General features: G+C 45.4%; 23 protein-coding genes, 2 pseudogenes and 1 riboswitch. Of the genes and pseudogenes, 14 read left to right on the top strand and 11 right to left on the bottom strand.

The window, feature by feature from the left end; all coding sequences use genetic code 11:
* The first annotated feature begins 401 nt into the window (after positions 1–401).
* From SPSYN_RS08290 to SPSYN_RS08280, 3 genes are all read left to right on the top strand, one after another.
* On the top strand, positions 402–755 hold the full coding sequence (locus tag SPSYN_RS08290) for a PadR family transcriptional regulator (RefSeq protein WP_161821982.1): 354 nt from the start codon (positions 402–404) through the stop codon (positions 753–755).
* On the top strand, positions 736–2,046 hold the full coding sequence (locus SPSYN_RS08285; RefSeq protein ID WP_161821981.1) for an FtsW/RodA/SpoVE family cell cycle protein: 1,311 nt from the start codon (positions 736–738) through the stop codon (positions 2,044–2,046). Before SPSYN_RS08290 ends, SPSYN_RS08285 begins: the two co-directional genes overlap by 20 nt.
* A gap of 265 nt (positions 2,047–2,311) precedes the next feature.
* Complete coding sequence (locus SPSYN_RS08280) at positions 2,312–3,502, top strand: YncE family protein (RefSeq protein ID WP_161821980.1); 1,191 nt, start codon at positions 2,312–2,314, stop codon at positions 3,500–3,502.
* A gap of 85 nt (positions 3,503–3,587) precedes the next feature.
* Here the strand turns inward: SPSYN_RS08280 and SPSYN_RS16485 are convergent.
* Positions 3,588–3,752: pseudogene (locus SPSYN_RS16485) on the bottom strand (IS5/IS1182 family transposase); the annotation flags it as partial.
* 163 nt (positions 3,753–3,915) lie between these two features.
* On the opposite strand from SPSYN_RS16485, the gene SPSYN_RS08270 reads away from it, so the two are divergent.
* Positions 3,916–5,847 carry an aldehyde ferredoxin oxidoreductase family protein gene (locus SPSYN_RS08270; RefSeq protein WP_161821979.1) on the top strand — a complete coding sequence of 644 codons (1,932 nt, stop codon included), beginning with the start codon at positions 3,916–3,918 and terminating at the stop codon, positions 5,845–5,847.
* Between the two features lie 99 nt (positions 5,848–5,946).
* On the opposite strand, the gene SPSYN_RS08265 is transcribed toward SPSYN_RS08270, so the two are convergent.
* The 6 genes from SPSYN_RS08265 to SPSYN_RS08235 all read right to left on the bottom strand — a co-directional run bounded on the left by SPSYN_RS08265 (position 5,947) and on the right by SPSYN_RS08235 (position 10,691).
* Positions 5,947–6,888 (bottom strand): sulfurtransferase, encoded by a 942-nt coding sequence (locus SPSYN_RS08265; RefSeq protein ID WP_161821978.1) that lies wholly within the window; start codon positions 6,886–6,888, stop codon positions 5,947–5,949.
* Positions 6,889–7,021: 133 nt separating this feature from the next.
* Positions 7,022–7,657 (bottom strand): TVP38/TMEM64 family protein, encoded by a 636-nt coding sequence (locus SPSYN_RS08260; RefSeq protein WP_243152995.1) that lies wholly within the window; start codon positions 7,655–7,657, stop codon positions 7,022–7,024.
* Between the two features lie 200 nt (positions 7,658–7,857).
* The gene (locus SPSYN_RS08250) at positions 7,858–8,529 is read right to left on the bottom strand and encodes a TVP38/TMEM64 family protein (protein WP_161821975.1); all 672 of its coding nucleotides are present in this window, start codon (positions 8,527–8,529) and stop codon (positions 7,858–7,860) included.
* 48 nt (positions 8,530–8,577) lie between these two features.
* Positions 8,578–9,621, bottom strand: a complete 1,044-nt coding sequence (gene arsS, locus SPSYN_RS08245) for an arsenosugar biosynthesis radical SAM (seleno)protein ArsS (RefSeq protein WP_161821974.1) — start codon at positions 9,619–9,621, stop codon at positions 8,578–8,580.
* Positions 9,622–9,642: 21 nt separating this feature from the next.
* Entirely contained in the window at positions 9,643–9,975 is a 333-nt protein-coding gene (locus SPSYN_RS08240) for an arsenosugar biosynthesis-associated peroxidase-like protein (RefSeq protein WP_161821973.1), read from the bottom strand.
* A gap of 35 nt (positions 9,976–10,010) precedes the next feature.
* Entirely contained in the window at positions 10,011–10,691 is a 681-nt protein-coding gene (locus SPSYN_RS08235) for a TIGR04282 family arsenosugar biosynthesis glycosyltransferase (protein ID WP_161821972.1), read from the bottom strand.
* Between the two features lie 55 nt (positions 10,692–10,746).
* Here SPSYN_RS08235 and SPSYN_RS08230 point away from each other — a divergent pair, with 55 nt between their 5' ends.
* Positions 10,747–11,442 (top strand): TIGR04283 family arsenosugar biosynthesis glycosyltransferase, encoded by a 696-nt coding sequence (locus SPSYN_RS08230; protein WP_161821971.1) that lies wholly within the window; start codon positions 10,747–10,749, stop codon positions 11,440–11,442.
* On the opposite strand, the gene SPSYN_RS08225 is transcribed toward SPSYN_RS08230, so the two are convergent.
* On the bottom strand, positions 11,396–11,860 hold the full coding sequence (locus tag SPSYN_RS08225; protein ID WP_161821970.1) for a C-GCAxxG-C-C family protein: 465 nt from the start codon (positions 11,858–11,860) through the stop codon (positions 11,396–11,398). The two genes, SPSYN_RS08230 and SPSYN_RS08225, sit on opposite strands and share 47 nt — an antisense overlap.
* A 298-nt stretch (positions 11,861–12,158) precedes the next feature.
* On the opposite strand from SPSYN_RS08225, the gene SPSYN_RS08220 reads away from it, so the two are divergent.
* Both SPSYN_RS08220 and SPSYN_RS08215 read left to right on the top strand, forming a co-directional pair.
* Positions 12,159–12,683 carry a rhodanese-like domain-containing protein gene (locus tag SPSYN_RS08220; protein WP_243152967.1) on the top strand — a complete coding sequence of 175 codons (525 nt, stop codon included), beginning with the start codon at positions 12,159–12,161 and terminating at the stop codon, positions 12,681–12,683.
* Between the two features lie 37 nt (positions 12,684–12,720).
* A complete protein-coding gene (locus SPSYN_RS08215; RefSeq protein WP_161821969.1) occupies positions 12,721–13,155 on the top strand; it encodes a hypothetical protein in 435 nt (144 codons plus the stop codon).
* 330 nt (positions 13,156–13,485) lie between these two features.
* On the opposite strand, the gene SPSYN_RS08210 is transcribed toward SPSYN_RS08215, so the two are convergent.
* Together SPSYN_RS08210 and SPSYN_RS08205 are read right to left on the bottom strand one after the other, a co-directional pair.
* The gene (locus tag SPSYN_RS08210; RefSeq protein ID WP_161821968.1) at positions 13,486–13,689 is read right to left on the bottom strand and encodes a hypothetical protein; all 204 of its coding nucleotides are present in this window, start codon (positions 13,687–13,689) and stop codon (positions 13,486–13,488) included.
* Between the two features lie 72 nt (positions 13,690–13,761).
* Positions 13,762–14,001, bottom strand: coding sequence for a thioredoxin family protein (locus tag SPSYN_RS08205; RefSeq protein ID WP_161821967.1), 240 nt, complete (start codon positions 13,999–14,001; stop codon positions 13,762–13,764).
* 171 nt (positions 14,002–14,172) lie between these two features.
* Here SPSYN_RS08205 and nadE point away from each other — a divergent pair, with 171 nt between their 5' ends.
* The 7 genes and pseudogenes from nadE (at position 14,173) to SPSYN_RS16195 (ending at position 18,656) form a co-directional block, all read left to right on the top strand.
* Positions 14,173–14,958, top strand: coding sequence for an NAD(+) synthase (gene nadE / locus SPSYN_RS08200; protein ID WP_161821966.1), 786 nt, complete (start codon positions 14,173–14,175; stop codon positions 14,956–14,958).
* A 92-nt stretch (positions 14,959–15,050) separates the two neighbouring features.
* Positions 15,051–15,137, top strand: a pseudogene (locus SPSYN_RS16480) (SEC-C metal-binding domain-containing protein); the annotation flags it as partial.
* 71 nt (positions 15,138–15,208) lie between these two features.
* Positions 15,209–15,308: riboswitch (TPP riboswitch) on the top strand.
* Between the two features lie 94 nt (positions 15,309–15,402).
* A complete protein-coding gene (thiD, locus tag SPSYN_RS08190; RefSeq protein ID WP_161821965.1) occupies positions 15,403–16,209 on the top strand; it encodes a bifunctional hydroxymethylpyrimidine kinase/phosphomethylpyrimidine kinase in 807 nt (268 codons plus the stop codon).
* A gap of 22 nt (positions 16,210–16,231) precedes the next feature.
* Complete coding sequence (thiM, locus tag SPSYN_RS08185; protein ID WP_161822252.1) at positions 16,232–17,035, top strand: hydroxyethylthiazole kinase; 804 nt, start codon at positions 16,232–16,234, stop codon at positions 17,033–17,035.
* 288 nt (positions 17,036–17,323) lie between these two features.
* Positions 17,324–17,986, top strand: a complete 663-nt coding sequence (locus SPSYN_RS08180) for a B3/B4 domain-containing protein (protein WP_161821964.1) — start codon at positions 17,324–17,326, stop codon at positions 17,984–17,986.
* Positions 17,987–18,048: 62 nt separating this feature from the next.
* On the top strand, positions 18,049–18,219 hold the full coding sequence (locus tag SPSYN_RS08175) for a hypothetical protein (RefSeq protein ID WP_161821963.1): 171 nt from the start codon (positions 18,049–18,051) through the stop codon (positions 18,217–18,219).
* Positions 18,220–18,530: 311 nt separating this feature from the next.
* Positions 18,531–18,656 carry a hypothetical protein gene (locus SPSYN_RS16195; protein WP_279279202.1) on the top strand — a complete coding sequence of 42 codons (126 nt, stop codon included), beginning with the start codon at positions 18,531–18,533 and terminating at the stop codon, positions 18,654–18,656.
* Between the two features lie 55 nt (positions 18,657–18,711).
* Here the strand turns inward: SPSYN_RS16195 and SPSYN_RS15865 are convergent.
* Positions 18,712–18,996, bottom strand: a 285-nt coding sequence (locus tag SPSYN_RS15865; protein ID WP_207708553.1) for a hypothetical protein, incomplete at its 5' end; no start/stop codon positions are given.

Genomic DNA, 18,996 nt, shown 5'->3' with positions numbered 1-18,996 from the left:
CTAAAAATGCTTAAATTAAAAAGATTTCATGGATTGGACCGAGCCAAAGGCTACGGTCTAAAAAGTGTGCGCATTCAGGAAAAATTAACGGTCCTGGCAGTAAACTTGAAGCGGATAGCCAATATGGTATCCGCTTAAAAAGGTTTTGATGCGCTTTTTTTGTATTTTTTTCAGACCGTTGGTTGCTGATTAATTTACAATATATGTTTAAGGCAGGCTCTGAGGCGGCTTAAAAAGGGTACTTTTTCAGTGGTCTCGAACCGTCCCCTTGTGTTTCAGTACGCACCTGAAAGTTGAGTATTTAACTTGACATAATGAGAAAATGGTATAAACTATTACATAGATATACGATGCATCGTTAAGCAATGCAATAGATGCTTTCATCAGTAGGGAGTGAGGCTATGAAGATTAATAAGGAATTACTAAAAGGGAGCACCGTTACTTTGATTCTAACTTTACTTGACCGTCAGCCCATGTATGGTTATGAAATTATCAAAGAAATTGAAAAGAACTCCGGTGGTGTGTTTGCCTTTAAAGAGGGCACCCTTTACCCAATACTACATGCTCTGGAAGCAAAGAGGATGGTGGAATCATATTGGCTCGAAGCGGAAGGGACCCGTCGCAGAAAATATTACCGCATAACGGATACCGGCAAACTGCAGCTTCAGGAGAAAAAGGCCGAATGGGCTGTATTTCGCTCTACGGTGGATAAGATTTTAGGGGAGGGGGCTCTTTATGGACTTGGAGCAAAATGAAAAAATCCAAACCTATCTTGATACTGTTTGTTCGCAAATTAAATGGCGGGACATGCATGCTCAGATAAGATTGGAATTAATAAGCCATATCGGTGACCTGGTAGAAGAATATGAGAAAAATAGCATACCCGGCGAAGATCCTATTAATAAAGCTCTTAGCCAAATGGGCAATGCCAGAGAACTGGGGAAAGATTTACACCATATTCACAAACCGCGTATTGAGTGGAGCATATTGGCTTTGGCTGTCTTTTTCCTCGGCTTTGGGCTCTTTATCTTGTATTCCTTGGAAGTTAATAGCTTGATTTTTACCGAGTCATCTTCCCTGTTTGCAAAAAGCCTTATTTATTCTCTGGCCGGAATGCTAATAACGGTGGGTATGTACTTTTTCAATTATAGGAGACTTAAATCCATGTCCTGGCCTTTATATGTTGGGGCGCTGGTACTCTGGCTTTGTGTCCTCTGGCAGGGGTCGTCAATTAATGGTAAACCTTACCTGAATCTAGGTTTCATTACTATTGACTTTGCTGAAATCGCCCTGTTTTTTCTGACCGTAGCCATTGCCGGTATCTTTACGGACCGGAATTGGCAGCAACCCAATTATTTGTTTAAAACTTCCGGGCTACTGCTGTTTCCGATTATACTGGCTTTGATGAGTTCCTCCCTGACAACGGCCTTTTTGTATGCACTGATTTTCTTGATTATCATGCGTACATCCGGAGCGAAAATAAAAGATATTGGTATAACAATCATTTTTCCTCTGACCCTGGCTATTCTTAGCGTGGTAACATATCCTCATCGTATCGCACGGTTATTTGCTTTTTTTAACCCCTACCAGGATCCCCAGGGTGCAGGATATGCAGTTATTCAATCAATTGAAGCTATTAGGTCGGCCGGGTTTTGGGGGCAAGGTTTCAACTTTCCTATAGGAATTTTACCTCAATTGCATACTGATTTTATTTTTACCTATATTGTGTACAGCTTAGGCTGGATAACAGGTCTGGCCGTGGTGGTTTTGGCTACTGCTTTATTGGTTAGAATCTTTCGCGTTTCCAGGCTGGTCAAAGACCGTTATGGACGATTACTTGTCAGCGGCCTGGTGGGCCTACTATTAGTTCAATTTTACTGGAACATACTAATGACCGTGGGGTTGGCCCCCCTGGCCGCATTTAGTCTGCCTTTGGTCAGCTACGGTGGCTCCCATCTGATTATCCAGATGACAACATTGGGATTGGTGTTAAGTATCTATCGGCGCAAAGATGTTGCCGCAACAACTACAGTCAATCATACATAGTACCGCGAAAATCCCGGACCTGCCAATTGCTGATGATAAGTTGAGTGAAACCGCTTGATTGTATAGATAAATAAACGGACTAATATGTCGTATTGTGTCGATATATTTATGGTTATAAGTGCCAATGTTATATAGTAGAATGAATATGTGGAATATTTACACTTATGTCCCCTTATGGAAAGGAGGTTGCGCTAGACAACATAAGCCGGATTGCGTTTGGTTTAATGCGGAGATACATAAAGTAAAATTTTTATTAAGGAGGATAATGAAAAGAAACTTATTTGTATTAATTTTTGCTCTTTTAATTACGTTCGCCCTTGGACTCAATATCGCCTGTGCGGGGGAAAGTACCTTAGGTATTGTAGTTAACAATGGTAGTAATAATATTAGTATCATTGACACCTCAACGGATACTGCCGGTGCACCGCAATTGGACGGGCTATTTAATCTAGCTTTTGACGTTGTCGTAACACCGGACAATAAAACAGCTTTAATAACCAATTTTGGTCTCGGGATATTTTTTATTGACCTCACTAATTCCGCAGCACCTGCTCTACTTGGGTCACTGGACATTCCTGAATACTATGAAGAGGATATCGCCCTTACGCCGGATGGAAAGTATGCTTTGATCTCCGGCGGCAATACTAATACAATCGTTTGTGTAGTTGATGTTAACAACCGGTCATTGGTAAGCCAGGTGACAATGCCTGATTATGGTTATGCACAAGCGGTTGCTGTAGCTCCCGATGGGAAAACTGTTTGTGTGGCGGATTGCGACCTTAGCAGAGTTTACGTATTCACTTTGGATTCCAGTACCGGAGCCCTTACTTATACAGGTCTGGTACTGCAGACTGGTTCGGGTGGTATAAATGTTACTATTTCTCCTAATGGGAAGACCGCTTTGGTTCCTAATTGGGCATCAAACAGTGTTACTGTGCTAAAAATAAATAGCCCCGGCAATGTGGTAAAAGTAGGGGACATTCCAGGTATGCCGGCTCATCCGCAATCTGTTGCCTTTAGCCCTGACGGCACCAGAGCTTATGTGTTATCGGAAAGTGAGATTGCTGTTCTTAATGTGTCCGGGCCTGATGCTGTGTCTGATTCCGGTACACGTATTAATTTGGATACTCAAAGCAGCTCATATTATGGAGTTGACCAAATAGCGGTAAGTCTTGATGGGACTAAGGCTTATACGACCTCATCTCTTGTAGGAAATGAGATTTCAGTTGTGGATCTGAACAGTTACTCAGTAATTAAAAAAATCGCCGTGGGTAACAACCCTGCAGGCATAGCACTTTCTAATGGAAGTGTACCTAAGAGCGATAAAAATAAAATTAAATCTAGTAATAAAAGGGATTTGAGTAATAAAACAAGTATAAAAAATAAACCGTTTCAGCCAAATAAATTAAATGAGAAAAATAAACCACTTCCGTATATCAATATGCCACTTCGGTAGTAGATAGGTACAGTCCGTCCGGGTATTTAAACGGCTGGTGAACGGTGAGGAAAACCTGACCGTGCTGGTAGACATATATTGTAAATTAATCAGTAACCAACGGTCTGAAAAACTTCAAAAAAAGCTCATCAAAACCTGTTGGAGCGGATACCATATTGGTTATCCGCTTTAAATTTACCGCCAGGACTGTTAACTTTGCCTGAATGCGCACACTTTTTAGACCGTAGCCTTTGGCTCGGTCCAATTTATGCAGGAAATGGGAACTAGTTCAATATTATTAAACACGATTAAGATGTGCAGTTAATTAGTTATTCATCTAAGAAAATTCTGAAATTAACCTTAAAATAATTATGTGATCAACATTCAGAACGGTTGGTCTGACCTTGACATATATTTGTACAGGAGTTGATTAAATGAATGGTTGGTTTGATTGCCGTTTAAGGGTGGATTTGAGTTCCGGCAGTATCCTTAGGGAATCTATCGGCGAGCAGGTGCTGTGTGCATTCATTGGGGGGCGCGGTTTAAATGACTGGGTATTGCTTAACGAAGTACCCCCGGATTGCGATCCACTAGCCTCGTGTAATGTTTTATGCTTTGCGCCCGGGCCGCTGACGGGTACCAGCATGCCGATGAATTCCCGCTGCCATGTTAGCACTATTGGTCCCCACAGCAACATCCTGGGCGATGGTAACGGGGGCAACCGGTTCCCATTTCGCATGAAACTATCCGGATTGGATCAGATAGTGATAACCGGGCAGTCTGATCACCCGGTGTACCTGTGGATTGATAATGATACTGCAGAGCTGCGCGATGCCGCTGCTTTGTGGGGTATGGATACCTGGCAGTGTACCGATACTTTAAGGGAAAAGCATGGCAGTGATATCGGAGTGGCCTGCATTGGCCAGGCCGGAGAAAATTTTGTACGTTTCGCCAGCATTATTTTTGACCGGTTCGGCTCAGCGGCCCGCGGTGCCGGTGCAGTAATGGGCTCCAAGAAGCTTAAAGCCATTGCGGTGCGCGGTAATAAGCAGGTTGCCTTGGCTGATGCGGGGACCTTTAAACAATTGGCCGATGAGGACAGGCATTTCTTCCTTACCGACCCTTTCCAAAAGGGGACCGTATCCCGGGTGGGTACGCACCATGGTCTGGGAGCGTGGTTCCCCGGCTGGCACAATAACGCCAAATACCTTGCTGCCGAGGAAGTACCTGAACAAATAAACACCGAGGCCTGGGCTAAATATCAAATTAAGCGTACCGCTTGCAATACCTGCCCCTCGTTTTGCAAAGAAGTCTTTCAGATACCCGATGGCCCGTATGCCGGTGAGGTTGGGTCGGCACTGGAATATGACAGCATTCATTGTCTGGGCATCAACTGCGGTATAGAAAAACCGACATCTATTATGGTGATGCAGAACCTAGCCGACAAGTACGGTATGTGTACTATCCCCCTGGGCAATAACATTGCTTTTGCCAAGGACCTGTACTCACGAGGGATTATTGGCCCGGAGGATGTAGATGGGCTTGATCTTAGCTGGGAAAATGATAGTGCACAAATCGAGCTCATCCACCGCATTGCCTTACGGCAGGGCTTTGGCAGTGTACTGGCCGAAGGGGAGATTGGTGCACCGCAGATTATAGGGCGGGATGCTTATTATTATAATGATCAGGTCAAGGGAACCGGGCGCGGGCATTTCCCGCCGGGCATGTTTGCCTTGGCTCATGCAACATCTACCCGTGGCGCCGACCACCTGCGTGGGCGCAGCTGGGCATATGGGGAAAACGACGGCGACCTGTTTCCAAAATTAATTAAACAGGGTTATCTACCGTCCGACGAAATGGGTATCCTGCTGACCAGCGAAGAGGCCTGTGCCTTAAATGACTCCTTAGGACGCTGCAAAGGCTCTGTAAATGCCTGGGTTAACGCTATACCACTGGTTTGGAAATATCCGCTTTACGCCGGCCTTTCCCGGGTGCTTAAGGCTGCAACGGGAATAAGCTTTTCAGAAGAAGATCTGTCCACGGTGGGCAAACGTGTCTACTTGCTGGAAATGGCCATAAATGCTAGACGCGGGGTTAACCGAGCGGCTGACAGGCTGGTCCAGCGACCCGAGTTGCTCAATACGCCTGAGGGGAAGCAGCAGAGAGAGCAGCATGACGCCATGCTGACTGAATACTACAAGCGCCGCGGGTGCAATACCGAAAGCGGTATACCTGCACGCACTGCGCTTGAAAAGGTTGGCCTGACTGTTGTGGCCGATATCTTGGAAGCTGAACCGGCTCGGACATGGAGTGGCCCCCCGCTATGGCCATTATCATCATACCCAACTGCAACCAAAAGCGCTTAACCATTAAGCCAACCCCAGACTATCCATCGATAAGCACAGTACCTGGTTTTGATGGTAGCAACTGGGCTCCATCATTGATGAAGCCCAGTTGCTAGGCAATTATTTTTCCAGTGGTAGAGATGCATCTCCGGCCCACTCATAATATGAAGCATCCCAGTTGCGGGCTTTATCAAAGCCCAGGTTCCGCAACACCATCGCCATATAACCCGAACGAATGCCCTTGGTACAGTAAGTAACGATCTCATCTTTAGGGGTCAGTCCGGCCTCGGCAAACAATGCTTTAAGTTCATCGCTGCTCTTAATCTTTCCATCTTCCTGATACATTTTTTCAAACGGCAGACTTATGGCACCCGGCAGATGGCCGCCACGGGCTTCGCCAAAATCTGTAGCTCCCTGGTATTCCTTTTCGGAACGCGCATCAACTATTTTCAGCTTATCTAGATTGGCCTTAATATAATCGGTAGTTACATTGAGATCCTGATTTAGACCGGCGATAGTAAAAGCCACCGGTGTAGGATTGGGCACATCCTTGCTCTTTTCACCTTTAGCAGCTTGCCAGGCCTGCCAGCCTCCATCCAGCATTTTCGCGTTTGTAATGCCGGCCATGTTCAAAACCCACAATACCCGTCCATCCTCGCCCCAGCCGGGAGGCGCTGCGTAAGTAACAACGGTTTTATTACCATTAATACCCATGCTACCCAGCTTAGCGGCAAGTTCATCTGCCGGCAGTATCGTACCCCAACCCTTATCTCCAGGCTTGCCGATCATGTTAGCCAGGCTCTGCCACGGTGCATTAATCGACCCGGGAATATGACCGGCTGCATATTCATCGGCCTTTCTGACATCTAATACGATCACCTTGTCAAGATTAGCCTTTAACCAGCCGGCGTCAACGTAAAGCTGTTCTTTAAGCTGATCCGTAGCCGCCGCTTTCGGAGTTTCATTAGTTTTATTGGGCTCCTGGCTTGTCTTAGCACATCCCGCTAGACCGGCCAGCAGGGCTAATACCATGAAAACAACGAGCAACTTTTTGATTTTCATCCTTTCAACTCCCCCTCCATTATATGGATGTTATTATTCTAATAAGATTTTAATTATCCGTCTAATAAGTCATTTTTATAATTATTCCAATGGATTTAGTTTTTCTTATAGACCCAACACGCCCAGCAATCTTTTAATCCTTCACTTCCGCAGCCTTACCCCGGGCCTGCCAGGCTTGTTTTGTTACATAGATGATGATGGTCAGCGCAAAAAGAACCAATAACCCCGTCACCATCGTCTTAGCACTGCCGGTCAGTATTCCACCAACATAAGAGTAGATGATCGTGGCGGGCAGTTGGCCCAGGCCGGTAGCCCAGAAAAATTCCCAGAAACCCATAGCCGTTAGCCCTGCAGCATAACTTACGATATCAAACGATACGAATGGCAGCAGCCGGGCCACTAAAACCGCCCATTTGCCGTATTTCTCGAAAAACTCGTCAACCGCTTTTAATGCAGTTCTGGTCGTAAACTTCTCCACCACGTTTCTGCCGTAAATTCGCGCGATGGCATAGCATAGTGCCGCCCCGGCCATGGCGCTGGACCAGGAAAGAATAGCACCATTGACCCAGCCGAACAATCCGGCGTTGGCAAAGGTAATAATGAAGGCAGGCAGCGGCGCAAAAAGTGATTGTAAGGTCATCAGCAAAAACGAAACAATCGGAGCCCAAATCCCAAAAGATAAAATATACCCTTTTGCTGCGTCCACATCAACCATAGATAGGATCATAATCGCTTTATTAAGGGCGATTTGCACCGGCTCAGCAAACATGTACAGTGCCAAGGGAATTAGTATTATCGCTACTTTAAACCAAAAGCTTTCCAAAAATCTTTTACCCACCTGCATCCCTCCCAAGCCAGGTGTTCAGCAAGCCCAGCGTTAAGGTTATCCATAAACCCCGGTTGATAAAGGAAAAACTAAGACCAGTCAGGCTGGTTGTTGCTCTGGTGATGGAAGCAACAACAGCTAAGCTATCTTTTTTGCGCATGGAGCTTGGCTTGCAAATTTTCAAAGGACCATCTTTTCTTTAAAATGGTCGATATAATAACCATGACCAACAATATGCCAACGGCTAAGATAAATTCAGGGGATCGCATATCTAAAGCTTTATCTCCGAGGTTAATAAAGACTAGGGACCCGGGAATTATACCAATCGTGGTCGCGAGCAGATAGTCGGGATATTTAATCTTAGTCAGCCCCGCTCCAAAACTGATTGCATTAAAGGGTATGATAGGAATCAGCCGCAGGATAAAAATGAGGAGAAAGCCACTCTGTTCAATGCCATCCTCAATTTTAAGCATTTTTCCTCGAGTAAGTTTTCCAACAACACCTCTGCCCAGCAGCCTGGAAATATAAAATGCCACCGTTGCTCCAAGCGTTGCCCCAATGACGGTATACACGGTCCCCCAAAACACGCCAAAAGCCATGCCGCCGGCAATGGCAATAACCGAACCCGAAGGTATGACAGAAAACATGATCATATATACAAGCGGGCCCCAACCACTACAAGCAGCTATGTATTCCTTAAGCCCCTCCGCTGTTGGGTCGACAAACATACCTGATTTTTGGCATAAGTAAAAGACTATGCCCAGAACCGTGATTAAAGCTGCCGCAAGCATATTCTTTTTGCTGAACAGTTTCATGCCACAGCCCTCCAGGCAATTATCACTCGCTACCCGCTGCAATGGACCTCAACCGGCAATTGCGCCACCGCAGCTGGAACCGGCACCGGCAGTACATGCGTAACAATGATTGGCCACCACGATGCGCCGGTTTTGCAGAGCCTCAAGATCAAAATCGTCAATATGACCGGGCACGTCCGGCGCACATAACAGGCCCAACGCCTGGTTAAAGTCGCAATCATAAAGTCGGCCGTCCCATCCCACCGAAATCATGTTGCGGCACATCACCCGGGTGACCGCCACCGGGTTATAGGCTCCGGCTAAGCGCTCCAGGTACCTGTCCGAATTGCCGGACTGCTGTAAAAACACCAGGAAACGCCCCAGCGGCATATTGGTCAGCGTGTACAGCCGGTTGAAAACCACCCCGTAGCGATCTGCCAACTCCCGGTGGTAATCTGCCTCGATAGCCTGCTGATCTGGCGGCAGAAAAGCCCCGCCCGGGTTATACGCCAGATTTAATTGCAGAGGAGAGCCGGCCTGGCCGTAGCCAAGTTCATTTAAGTGCTTTAGCACTCGTATTGATGCTTCAAACACGCCCTGACCTCGCTGACGGTCAGCCGTTTTACCCTGGTAATAAGGTAAAGATGCTATTATTTCCACTCTCTGGGCAGCGTAATACTCAGCCAGGTACGCAGTCTGTTCCTGCTCCAACACGGTAAGGTTAGTACGCAGCATAACCTTTCGCCCCATACCAGCAGCCTGCTCGATAAACCAGGGCAAATGAGGGTTTAATTCAGGCGCTCCGCCGGTGATATCCAAAGTGGTAATGCCGGTGTTGCCTGCAAGCACATCCAGGCAGCGCGTCATAGTTTCCCTGCTCATGGACTCCGTTCTATTGGGACCGGCATTAACATGGCAGTGTTTGCAGGAAAGGTTGCAGACTTTGCCGACATTTACCTGCAGCACTGATATATCATCAGCTGTTAGTGGGAACAAGCCAGTTTCCTTAATCCGTCGCTCGAATGGGACCAGGTTTTCTATATCATTAAGGTAATGCAGCTGCTCTGGCTCGTTGCCGGGTAGATACTCTGGAGTTGTAGAACTCAAAGCCATTTATACCTCCCTAATGATGTTTTAAAACCCAAGCTTTTTACATACGTTTTTCATCTGCACGCCGTGCACCAGGGTAGCACCTGCTTTTATGGCAGCCGCCACGTGAATCGCTTCCGTCAATTGTTCCTCGTTGGAGCCCTTTTCCAGGCATTCCTGAGTATACGCTTCAATACAGTAGGGGCACTGCACGGCATGAGCCACTGCCAGGGCAATCAAAGCTTTTTCCCTAGCGCTCAAGGCTCCGGCTTCAAAAACCGCACCGTAATAGGCCATGAACTTGTCCCACAATTCCGGTGCTTCCTCTCCAACGGTAGCGAAATTGGCCAGGTCGGCCGGATTGTAATAGCTTTCCATATGCTTTCATCCTTTCTTTTTTTAAATTAATTAAGTTAACTATGCCTAAAGTGTAGTTTGGCTAAAAACCGGCCGGTCCTAATCGGAAAATCCGGGTGTCCTGGATACATTTTTTTAATTTTCCCGGCTAAAGCCAACAGGTCGGGCGGGCGATCCACATCAGATAAAGGTTCCAGCAAGCCATAGGTAAGGTGGTAACGCCTACAGGCATTAACAGTCCTCTGAAGGACATCGCTGCCGCCCCAATGAATATCTTGAAATAGGCCTTCCCTGGGCCGGCCCATCCCAATTAAATAGTAACCGCCATCCAGCGCCGGGCCGCAAACAACATGATACTTGTCCAGCATGTTGATGGCTTTGGTTAAATAAGCGGTAGGCAAGAGGGGGGTATCCGTACCAATTAAGATAACAGGCGAATAGCCAAGGCCGTGAGCGTAATAAAGGGCCGACAGCATGCGCTGTCCGAGATCGCCGTTGGGCTGCGGTATAATGGTCGCTCGGGGGTTTAAAGCCTGTCTTAATTCATTGATTCTGTCCGGCGGCGTTGCAGCTATATACACTTTAACACCGGCTAATTGCCTAACTTTTTCCATGGTATCCAGCAAAAAAGCCCACTGCAAGGTTTCCCTCTGCTCCGGGGCCAGAACTTTGCTCAACCGGCTTTTACCTTCAGCAGATGGAACCCTGGCCATGACAACCAGTGCAGGCTTCCCCATGATCTCCCCCCTGACCGGCAGGATTATATAATGGGCATCCAGAAAACATAGAATTATGAAAAACAGTAACCCGGGAATCAGCATTATCATTCCAACCTATAACGAGGCTGGCACGATAAAAACCACCATCGGACACCTGAAAAACCTTAACTGTAGCCCTGAGGTTATCGTGGTGGACGGCGGAAGCACCGACAGCACCCTGAGTTTAATCGGTGCAGGTGTTAAAATACTACAATCCCCCAAAGGCAGGGCTGTGCAGATGAACGCCGGCGCGCAGGCTGCTGCTGGGGAAATTTTGCTTTTTCTGCACAGCGATACCAGACTGCCCGATGATGGTCTCCAGCAAATTACAACAGCCCTGGCCAATCAAAAGGTTGCCGGCGGGGCTTTTAAATTGAGGTTTGACCAACCCGGTCTGTTTTTTTACCTGGCTGCCCTGGGCTCAAACCTGAGAGCGGCTTTAACAGGCATTTATTTTGGCGATCAAGCTATATTCGCTAGGCGCCGGGACTTCCTGCGGCTGGGCGGTTACCCCGCAGTAGAATTAATGGAAGACTGGATATTCTCACGCAAACTAAGGCTGGCGGGCAGGACCGTGCTGTTAAAAGGGCCTGTGATAACTTCAGCCAGGCGTTGGCTTACCTACGGTAAATGGCATACTGCATGGCTGCTGCATAAAATAAAATTTCTTTACCTGCTGGGAGTTAGCCCGGCTGATTTAAAGCGCTTGTACAGTGACCGGCGCCGTTAACTGTTGTTACTTGCGTTTGCAGCAATGCCAAAGTGATGGCAGCGGTGGTTACGGTAATCTTTTTACACCGGGTATTTTTTAAAAACGAATACTTTTTGCGCAGCCCTTTGCAGCAAGTTAAGCCGAACTCGTCAATAAACCGCCGGTGCAGTTCGGCTGTAGTTTCTTTAATGGCCCGGTTAGCTTTACCATCCGGGCCGGTTAGCAAAGAGCCGATGGCCAGTACCCCTCCGGAAATCGCACCGCAAACGCACCCGGCATTCATGCCATGCCCAAAACCGGCAGTAAACTTGATGATGCCTTCCGTATCCCCGTTAAAAACTTCAATATTGCTCAAGGCCACTGCCTGAGCGCAGTTGTAACCAGCGTCGAAATACTTTTCCGCCTTGCGGCGCACCTCTTCATCCAGATTAATCATGGCTAGCCTCCGCTACACTCCATAGTCGAAGAAGCAGCTACTTCCTTTCATCTTTATTAACCACAAGCTTGTTAATTCCTTTATTATTAATATAAGATTATCTTATATACAACAATACAATAATTTGGGTTATTTATTATCCCGGTGCCAAACAAGTAAAATATCGAAATTCAAGAACATCCTGATAACAAAAGCATATGCATCGGCATTATAGTATAAATATTTTCAATTGGTAAAGAAAAATATATCTATAATATAATGAAATTTAATTAAAATAATAATTTAAGGAGGGTCTATTTTGAAGACGGGAAAGGTTTTTGTGATCCTGCTGGCTTTGGTGTTTGCTGTTGTTGTGCTAAGCGGATGCGGGTCAACGACAACCAGCAAGGTCGGTACTGCGCCGGATGGCAGCGAGGTGGCCATTGAAAAGACTACGGTGAAGTTCCACCAGAACGTCAATGACGGCAAATACCAGTTACTTTCTACTGAAGAACTGAACAATTGGGTAACAGAAAAGAAAGATATGATTATCATTGACACCATGCCTGCGGAGAATTTTGCCAAGGGCCATATCCCGGGTGCTGTAAACGCGGAGCTGCCCAAGACAGTGATGGCAGATGTTACAGATGCGCAAAAAACTGCTTTTATCAATCTTTTGGGGCAAGATAAGAACAAGCCGATCGTGGTCTACTGCGGTTTCGTGGCTTGCGACAGAAGCCATCTGGGAGCTGTGATAGCTGTAGAGCAGGGTTTCACCAATGTATACCGGGTCCCCGGCGGTATTATTGCCTGGCAGGAAGCTGGTTACACAGTTGAAGAATAATCACGCAAAATCGTCCTTGTGGCTGGCACTCATCCTAATGATCATAGCCCTAGCGGGTTGTGGAAATACGAATTCTTTAATCAATAACGAAATTAACCCTAATATTGATGTGCTTGGGATCAAGCTTAATATGCCTGAGGCCCAGGTGCATGAACTGGCTGCGAGCCAGGGCAAAAAAGACATGTGCATAAACGGCTATGAATATAATTACGCGGATAAGCTCATCAATATTGGTTTTGATGCCAATCAGGGCAAGGTCAGAAGAATTACTACTAAAAATCCCGACACCTCCATATTTGGCATTAAACCCGGGGTGGATTTGGCTACTGCTAATGCCCAGCTCGAGAAATACAGTTTTAGCAAGGAACAGGCTTCCGAATTTAAGTTTCACAAGGAAAATGTTATGCTAACCATTATCTCCATGCACGGTACCCTGGCCGATGGTGTAACCATAGAGTTAATCACTGATTAGCAACCAGGGGCTGTTGTACAATGTAACTAAATTGTTGTTGTCATACATCTATGAATTATGTTGCTTTAACATACAAGTTATACATAAACGTTTAAGATTTTGCAGTTCGAAGAAATTTCGTTCTAGATTTCCCACACTCCTGTCACTTTTGCTCGCTCCTTGATGTCGCTTTTTGTTTGGCTAAACAAAAGCTTCGAGGGAGCGAGCTATATTTTCTTGTTTATGTGTCCATTTGTGCGGTTTTAAAGTATCACTATCTATTGATGAATGGCTTAAAGAAGCAAAAGCGGATCCGAAGGCTGCACAGGTAGTGGATGTTTTTAGTAAAGTTTAAAACCTCCAAGCAGAACTCTTATTTAGCATCTGCATGGAGGTGTGTCTATATGCCAAAATTAGAGCATATTTGTATTGCCTTTCAGCAGTTTCAGGGATAAAGTTCCTTCTGCCAACAATTTCTAATAGTTTTTCAGCAGCTTCAGCACCCGTTAAGCCAAGTTTTATTACCTCAAGAAAAGCATGCTCTACTCCAGCCAATCCTATCATATCTCCGCCAATGTCTAGCTTATATATTTTTGATGCAAAGATCAGTCATAACAGAAACGGTCTCTAAAGCTCTTGCTCGATGTATTTCTTCAGAGCCTTTTTATCGGGTACCTTGCCGAATGCTTTAACCTTGCCATTTACCACCAGAGCAGGGGTGTTCATCACTCCCTCGGCGAGAATTTCCCTTAAATCTTCGAACTTTTTCACTTCAGCACCCAGGTTCAGCTCACTGTTTAATTCAGAGACCCTTTTAGACAGCTCATTGCACTTGGCGCAGCCTGTTCCCAATATCTTTTTCTCCATATAATTACACCTCCCAGTCTTTATTTTATTTTTTTACCAAATCACTGCTGCCTTGTTGATTTACCGTCCCTTTAAATTATATTTTGATGGCATACAAATCGAATTGAGGCAGGAAATAGATAATTTTTGTAGAATTCTTAATATTATGAAGAATACAAGGGAGGCGGCAATATGAGTAAAGATTTAAATATGGAGATTATAGCTGAAGAGATTATAGCCTGGATCAGACAAAAGCTGGCTGCGACCGGCGGCGATAAGCTGATTGTAAGTGTATTGGGAGATCCCGAAAGTGTCGTGGCAGCTGTTCTGGCAGTTAAAGCGATTGGTAGCGAAAATGTATACGGTATAGTTATGCCAAACGCTAGACAAGGAAATATAGGTTATGCTTATACAATTCTGGAAGCCTATAATATCGCTAATGTAACCCTGAATTACAACAATCTTGCCGTTGTCTACTATGACATGTTAAGTTCATTACGCGGTAAACTGTTCAAAGATTATACGCGTGAGACCATATTTAGTCTACCGAACAGGATTAAGATGACTTTACTATATGCAATTGCACAGTCTATACCGGGCAGCCGGATACTTAGCACCTTGAACTTAACTAGGAGATGGATAGGGTATACTACTTTATACGGTGATGATTTCGGCACTTTAGCTCCTTTAGCAGGCTTAACCAACACCGAAGTGCTGGAGATGGAAAGAGTCCTGCAGTTGCCACCCAGAAGACCTCAGTCACAATATGATTGCGGACCATCAACCAAAGCTGATGAGTCCACGGAATTAGGGTTTTCTTACTCAACTTTGAATTCGTATCTGCGGGAAGGCCAATGCAAGGATGCTGTTATTAAAGCCAAAATTGATCAACTGCATGAAGCAACAAAGTATAAGTTTGAACCGATGTCCTTTTATCCTTCACCTCTACCGATTTTGGCCGACGATGCAGATGCTTAAAGATTAGCGGCTATGCAATATCCTCCGTTAATAAGAAATAAAAACATGCCAACCCAGCCGAACGTCCAGTAAGCAAAAAGGCAGTCGGCAAAAACGATCCATGTCACTGCGACAGTGGTAAAAAATACAAAAAAACTGTGATAGATAACTTGTTTTTCCTGATGCGTCCTCGAAGATAGTGACAAAAATTCACCAATACTATATAATAAATTGATAACAATTGACAGATAACAATTGATAATTGAATACGCATAATTACTAGGGGAGCGAAAGCTGAGAGAACCGCTTGCGGTTTGACCCTTTGAACCTGTTTGGGTAATACCAGCGTAGGAAAGTAATTGTATCGCCAGGACTAATAGAGAGATGCATTTTCCGATGCGTCTCTTTTTTGTTGAACAGTATATGGGTTAGGTTATACCCCACCCCAAAGCTAGGAGGAATAAAGTGAAAACTGTACTAACTATTGCCGGCTCCGATTCGTGCGGAGGCGCAGGTATTCAGGCTGACTTGAAAACTTTCAGTGCTCTGGGTACCTACGGCATGAGTGTGATTACTGCGGTGACAGCACAGAATACAATGGGTGTTATTAATGTTAGGGAAATGGATGTTGAGATCGTTAGGGATCAAATCGATTGCCTCTTTGACGATATTATGATCCATGCGGTAAAAATCGGGATGGTATCTAGTGTTGAAATCATTGAAACCATCGGCAGCTGCCTGCGAGGCCGCACCGACACCCCAATTGTCTTGGACCCTGTAATGGTATCTAAGAGTGGCTGTCATCTTTTACGTCCTGAATCAACAGAAGCATTGAGCAAGGTCTTATTTCCGCTTGCCGAAGTCGTAACCCCTAACTTATTTGAAGCCGAGGTCATTACCGGCCAAAAGATCAACAATATTGATGGTATGGAAGAGGCCGCAGTGAAAATTCACGACCTGGGGGCCCGCAACGTCGTGGTGAAAGGTGGACATTTAGCAGGGGATGCAGTGGATGTGTTGTATGATGGCCTTCATTTTGATTACCTGAAAGGCACACGTTTTGATACCCCCAATACCCATGGGACCGGCTGCACTTTCTCATCAGCCATCGCCGCTTATTTGGCCGGAGGATTTAGCGTTCCGGAAGCGGTAAGAGAAGCTAAAAAATATATCAGTGGTGCAATAGAAAATAGCTTTGCTCTGGGGCATGGCGTAGGACCCACCCATCATTTCTATGCACTTTATCGGAAAGCAGGCGTATACAATGAATAACAGGGAACAGGGAGAAACTTACATGTTAGAAAGTATTGCCCGGTGTTTGCGCAGTGTTCGTGAAGAAACCCCACTTGTACAAGCCATCACAAACTATGTAACTATAAATGATTGTGCTAATATCTTGCTTTGCTTCGGGGCTTCCCCAGCTATGGCTGAAGCCAGGGCCGAGGTTGAAGAATTTGTAGGTTTGATTTCCGCTCTCTATATCAATATTGGTACACTGACCGATGAGCAGTATGATGCTGCGGTGAAGGCGGTGCGGAAAGCAGCTGAATTGAATAAGCCGGTTGTTCTTGATCCGGTAGCCTGTGGGGCCATTAGCAGGAAAACTACAGTCATTGAGGAACTGTTAACAGTGGGCAAAATAAGTGTAATCAAGGGTAATATGGGTGAAATTAAGTCTCTTGCAGGCCTTGGGGGACAGCTGCGGGGAGTCGATTCAATTGATGATGGTACGGGGGGCATCGAAGCATGCAAAATCCTGGCCCAAAGATATAACACCATTATCGCAGCTACTGGTCCGACAGATATTATTACCGATGGAGAACGCACATGCCTGGTTGAAAACGGCAGTCCCATGCTGACCATGATCACTGGAGCGGGTTGTATGGTTGGAGCTCTGACTGCAGCAACCGTAGGTGTAACTGAAGATCCATTTATTGCCACCACCGCAGCTGTGCTGGCTATGGGATTAGCAGGCGAAATGGCTGCTGATTCCCTGCCGGCGGTGTTACCCGGAACTTTTCGCGCCAGGTTATTTGATTACATCTACTGTATGACCAGAGAAGAACTGTTGAAAGGCGGGAAGGTACAATGCTTGTAAATTATTGACTTTATCTGGTTACTGATCACAAGATACTGGGTACTAGATTTATGGCGTTTCCCTCATCTCGGCGATTCTTGGGCAAGTTGATATTGAAAATGCTGCCCGGAACTTGCTCAACCTCTGGAATGCATCATTGTAAACCCTAATTACCATTCATTGCGTATAAAATAAGAATACAAGAACAAAAGATGTTTGGGAAGCCAGCATGAATAAATCAGCAATCATGTTAAAATGAAGTAAGTGAAAATATGAATACATAAGAAAATAAAAGGAAAGAAAGGTCAAATGGAAATTTCAGTTTCAAGCGAAATTAAACGTTATGTTCCAAGAGTAGCATTAGGCACAATAAGTTACACAGTAGAAGTAGAAAAAAGCAATACTAAACTACTAGAGCATTTTGAAAAAGCAGTAATAGAGCTGCAGAACCAATATAAATTAGAGAATATTGCAGAGATTCCCCATATAAAGGAAACAAGAAATGCATATAAGGCATTGGGAAAATCACCATCGCAATATAGAAATGCAGCGGAAGCAATGTTAAGAAGAATTGTGAAAGGAAATGGTTTATATCATATAAACAATGTAGTGGAAATTAATAATCTTATTTCCGTTACATCAGGATATTCGGTAGGCTCTTATGACATAGGCTGTATTTTTGGAAATGCAGAACTACGTCGAGCACCAGATGGTGAAAAATATAAGGGGATTGGTAAAGATGCAGTAAACATTGAACATCTACCGGTATTATACGATGAGGAAGGTGCTTTCGGGAACCCAACCAGTGACAGCCGCAGGGCGATGATACAGGATGGTAAACGGAAAGTCATTAGTTTTATCTATGCCTTCGATTATGAAAAAGACGAACTGGATAATTGGCTAACAAAATATCGGAAGTTATTGGAACTATATACAGATGCTTCTGATATTTGTATCGATGTACGTTTATAATACATATCTTACCAAAATAGAAGTCGGCTTTGCCGAAGGGTTTAAGTTGAAAGGGTATACTAATGAAAATTAAACCAGGGGAGATGGTTAAAATTTCTGCGACGGTAAGTAAATCGGTGCCTAGTGATACGCCTAAAACCATCAAGTTTGAAATTTCAGAAGACGCTAAGGCATATATCCTTGCTGGAGACGGATCCATTATCGTGGAATTTGAACCTATAGGTATTGGCTGAGGTTGCGGTGTCAGTGAGCCTGTCGTGCATGCAGGCAAGCCACAAGTTCCTGAAAATTACAATGAATTTCTGTCTGATGGTATCAAAGCTTACACTCCGAAGGGGTACTTTAGCTCAGCGCAGATAATTAAGATAAACCTGACCAGCTGGAGAGGGTATCCGGCTTTGGAAGTTAATAGGATAAGCTAAGTTTTGGGGCAAACACAAGGGGGCGGTTCGTGCGCCAAGCAAAGGGCGTGTCATATAGTGGGTGCGAACCCCACTAGGAAAAGTTTAGCCAACTACCTATAGCGAGTCTTGGGAGGCGCGGGGTGATCCGCGTCTCTAAGCGTAGACAGCAAACTAGCAGGCTGGAAGCGAAAGCTGAATCGATTGAGCCCCGAAATCACCCCAATGGGAAGGCCGATGCAGTGGACCGTGCAGAAGGCAACATCTGACTGGTCGAAATGGCGAGACCAGTCAGGCTTCCCCGGGGTCATAGAGACCGGCATGTTAGATACCGTTATGACACGTCAACTTGGGAGAACTTACCCGTTCTTCAAGATGGAGTATGGCCGACAAGTGATAATAAAGCAAGGGAGCCAAACGGCGGGTAAGTAGTCGGATTACCGCATAGTACTGATGAAGCAGGGTAATGCCTGCAGAGGGAAGGCGGTAACACAATGTCGCCCCGGCAAGGGCCACACAAGCTACACACACGGAGGTAGACAAATTGTGTACACAAAACTTGCAGGGATAGCAAAAGTAGCCAAAGAACGCCCGCAAGAAAAGTTCACA

This window comes from Sporotomaculum syntrophicum (assembly GCF_009932395.1).
Taxonomy (GTDB): Bacteria; Bacillota; Desulfotomaculia; order Desulfotomaculales; family Desulfallaceae; genus Sporotomaculum; species Sporotomaculum syntrophicum.
This window is presented reverse-complemented; position numbering and strand designations above follow the sequence as displayed.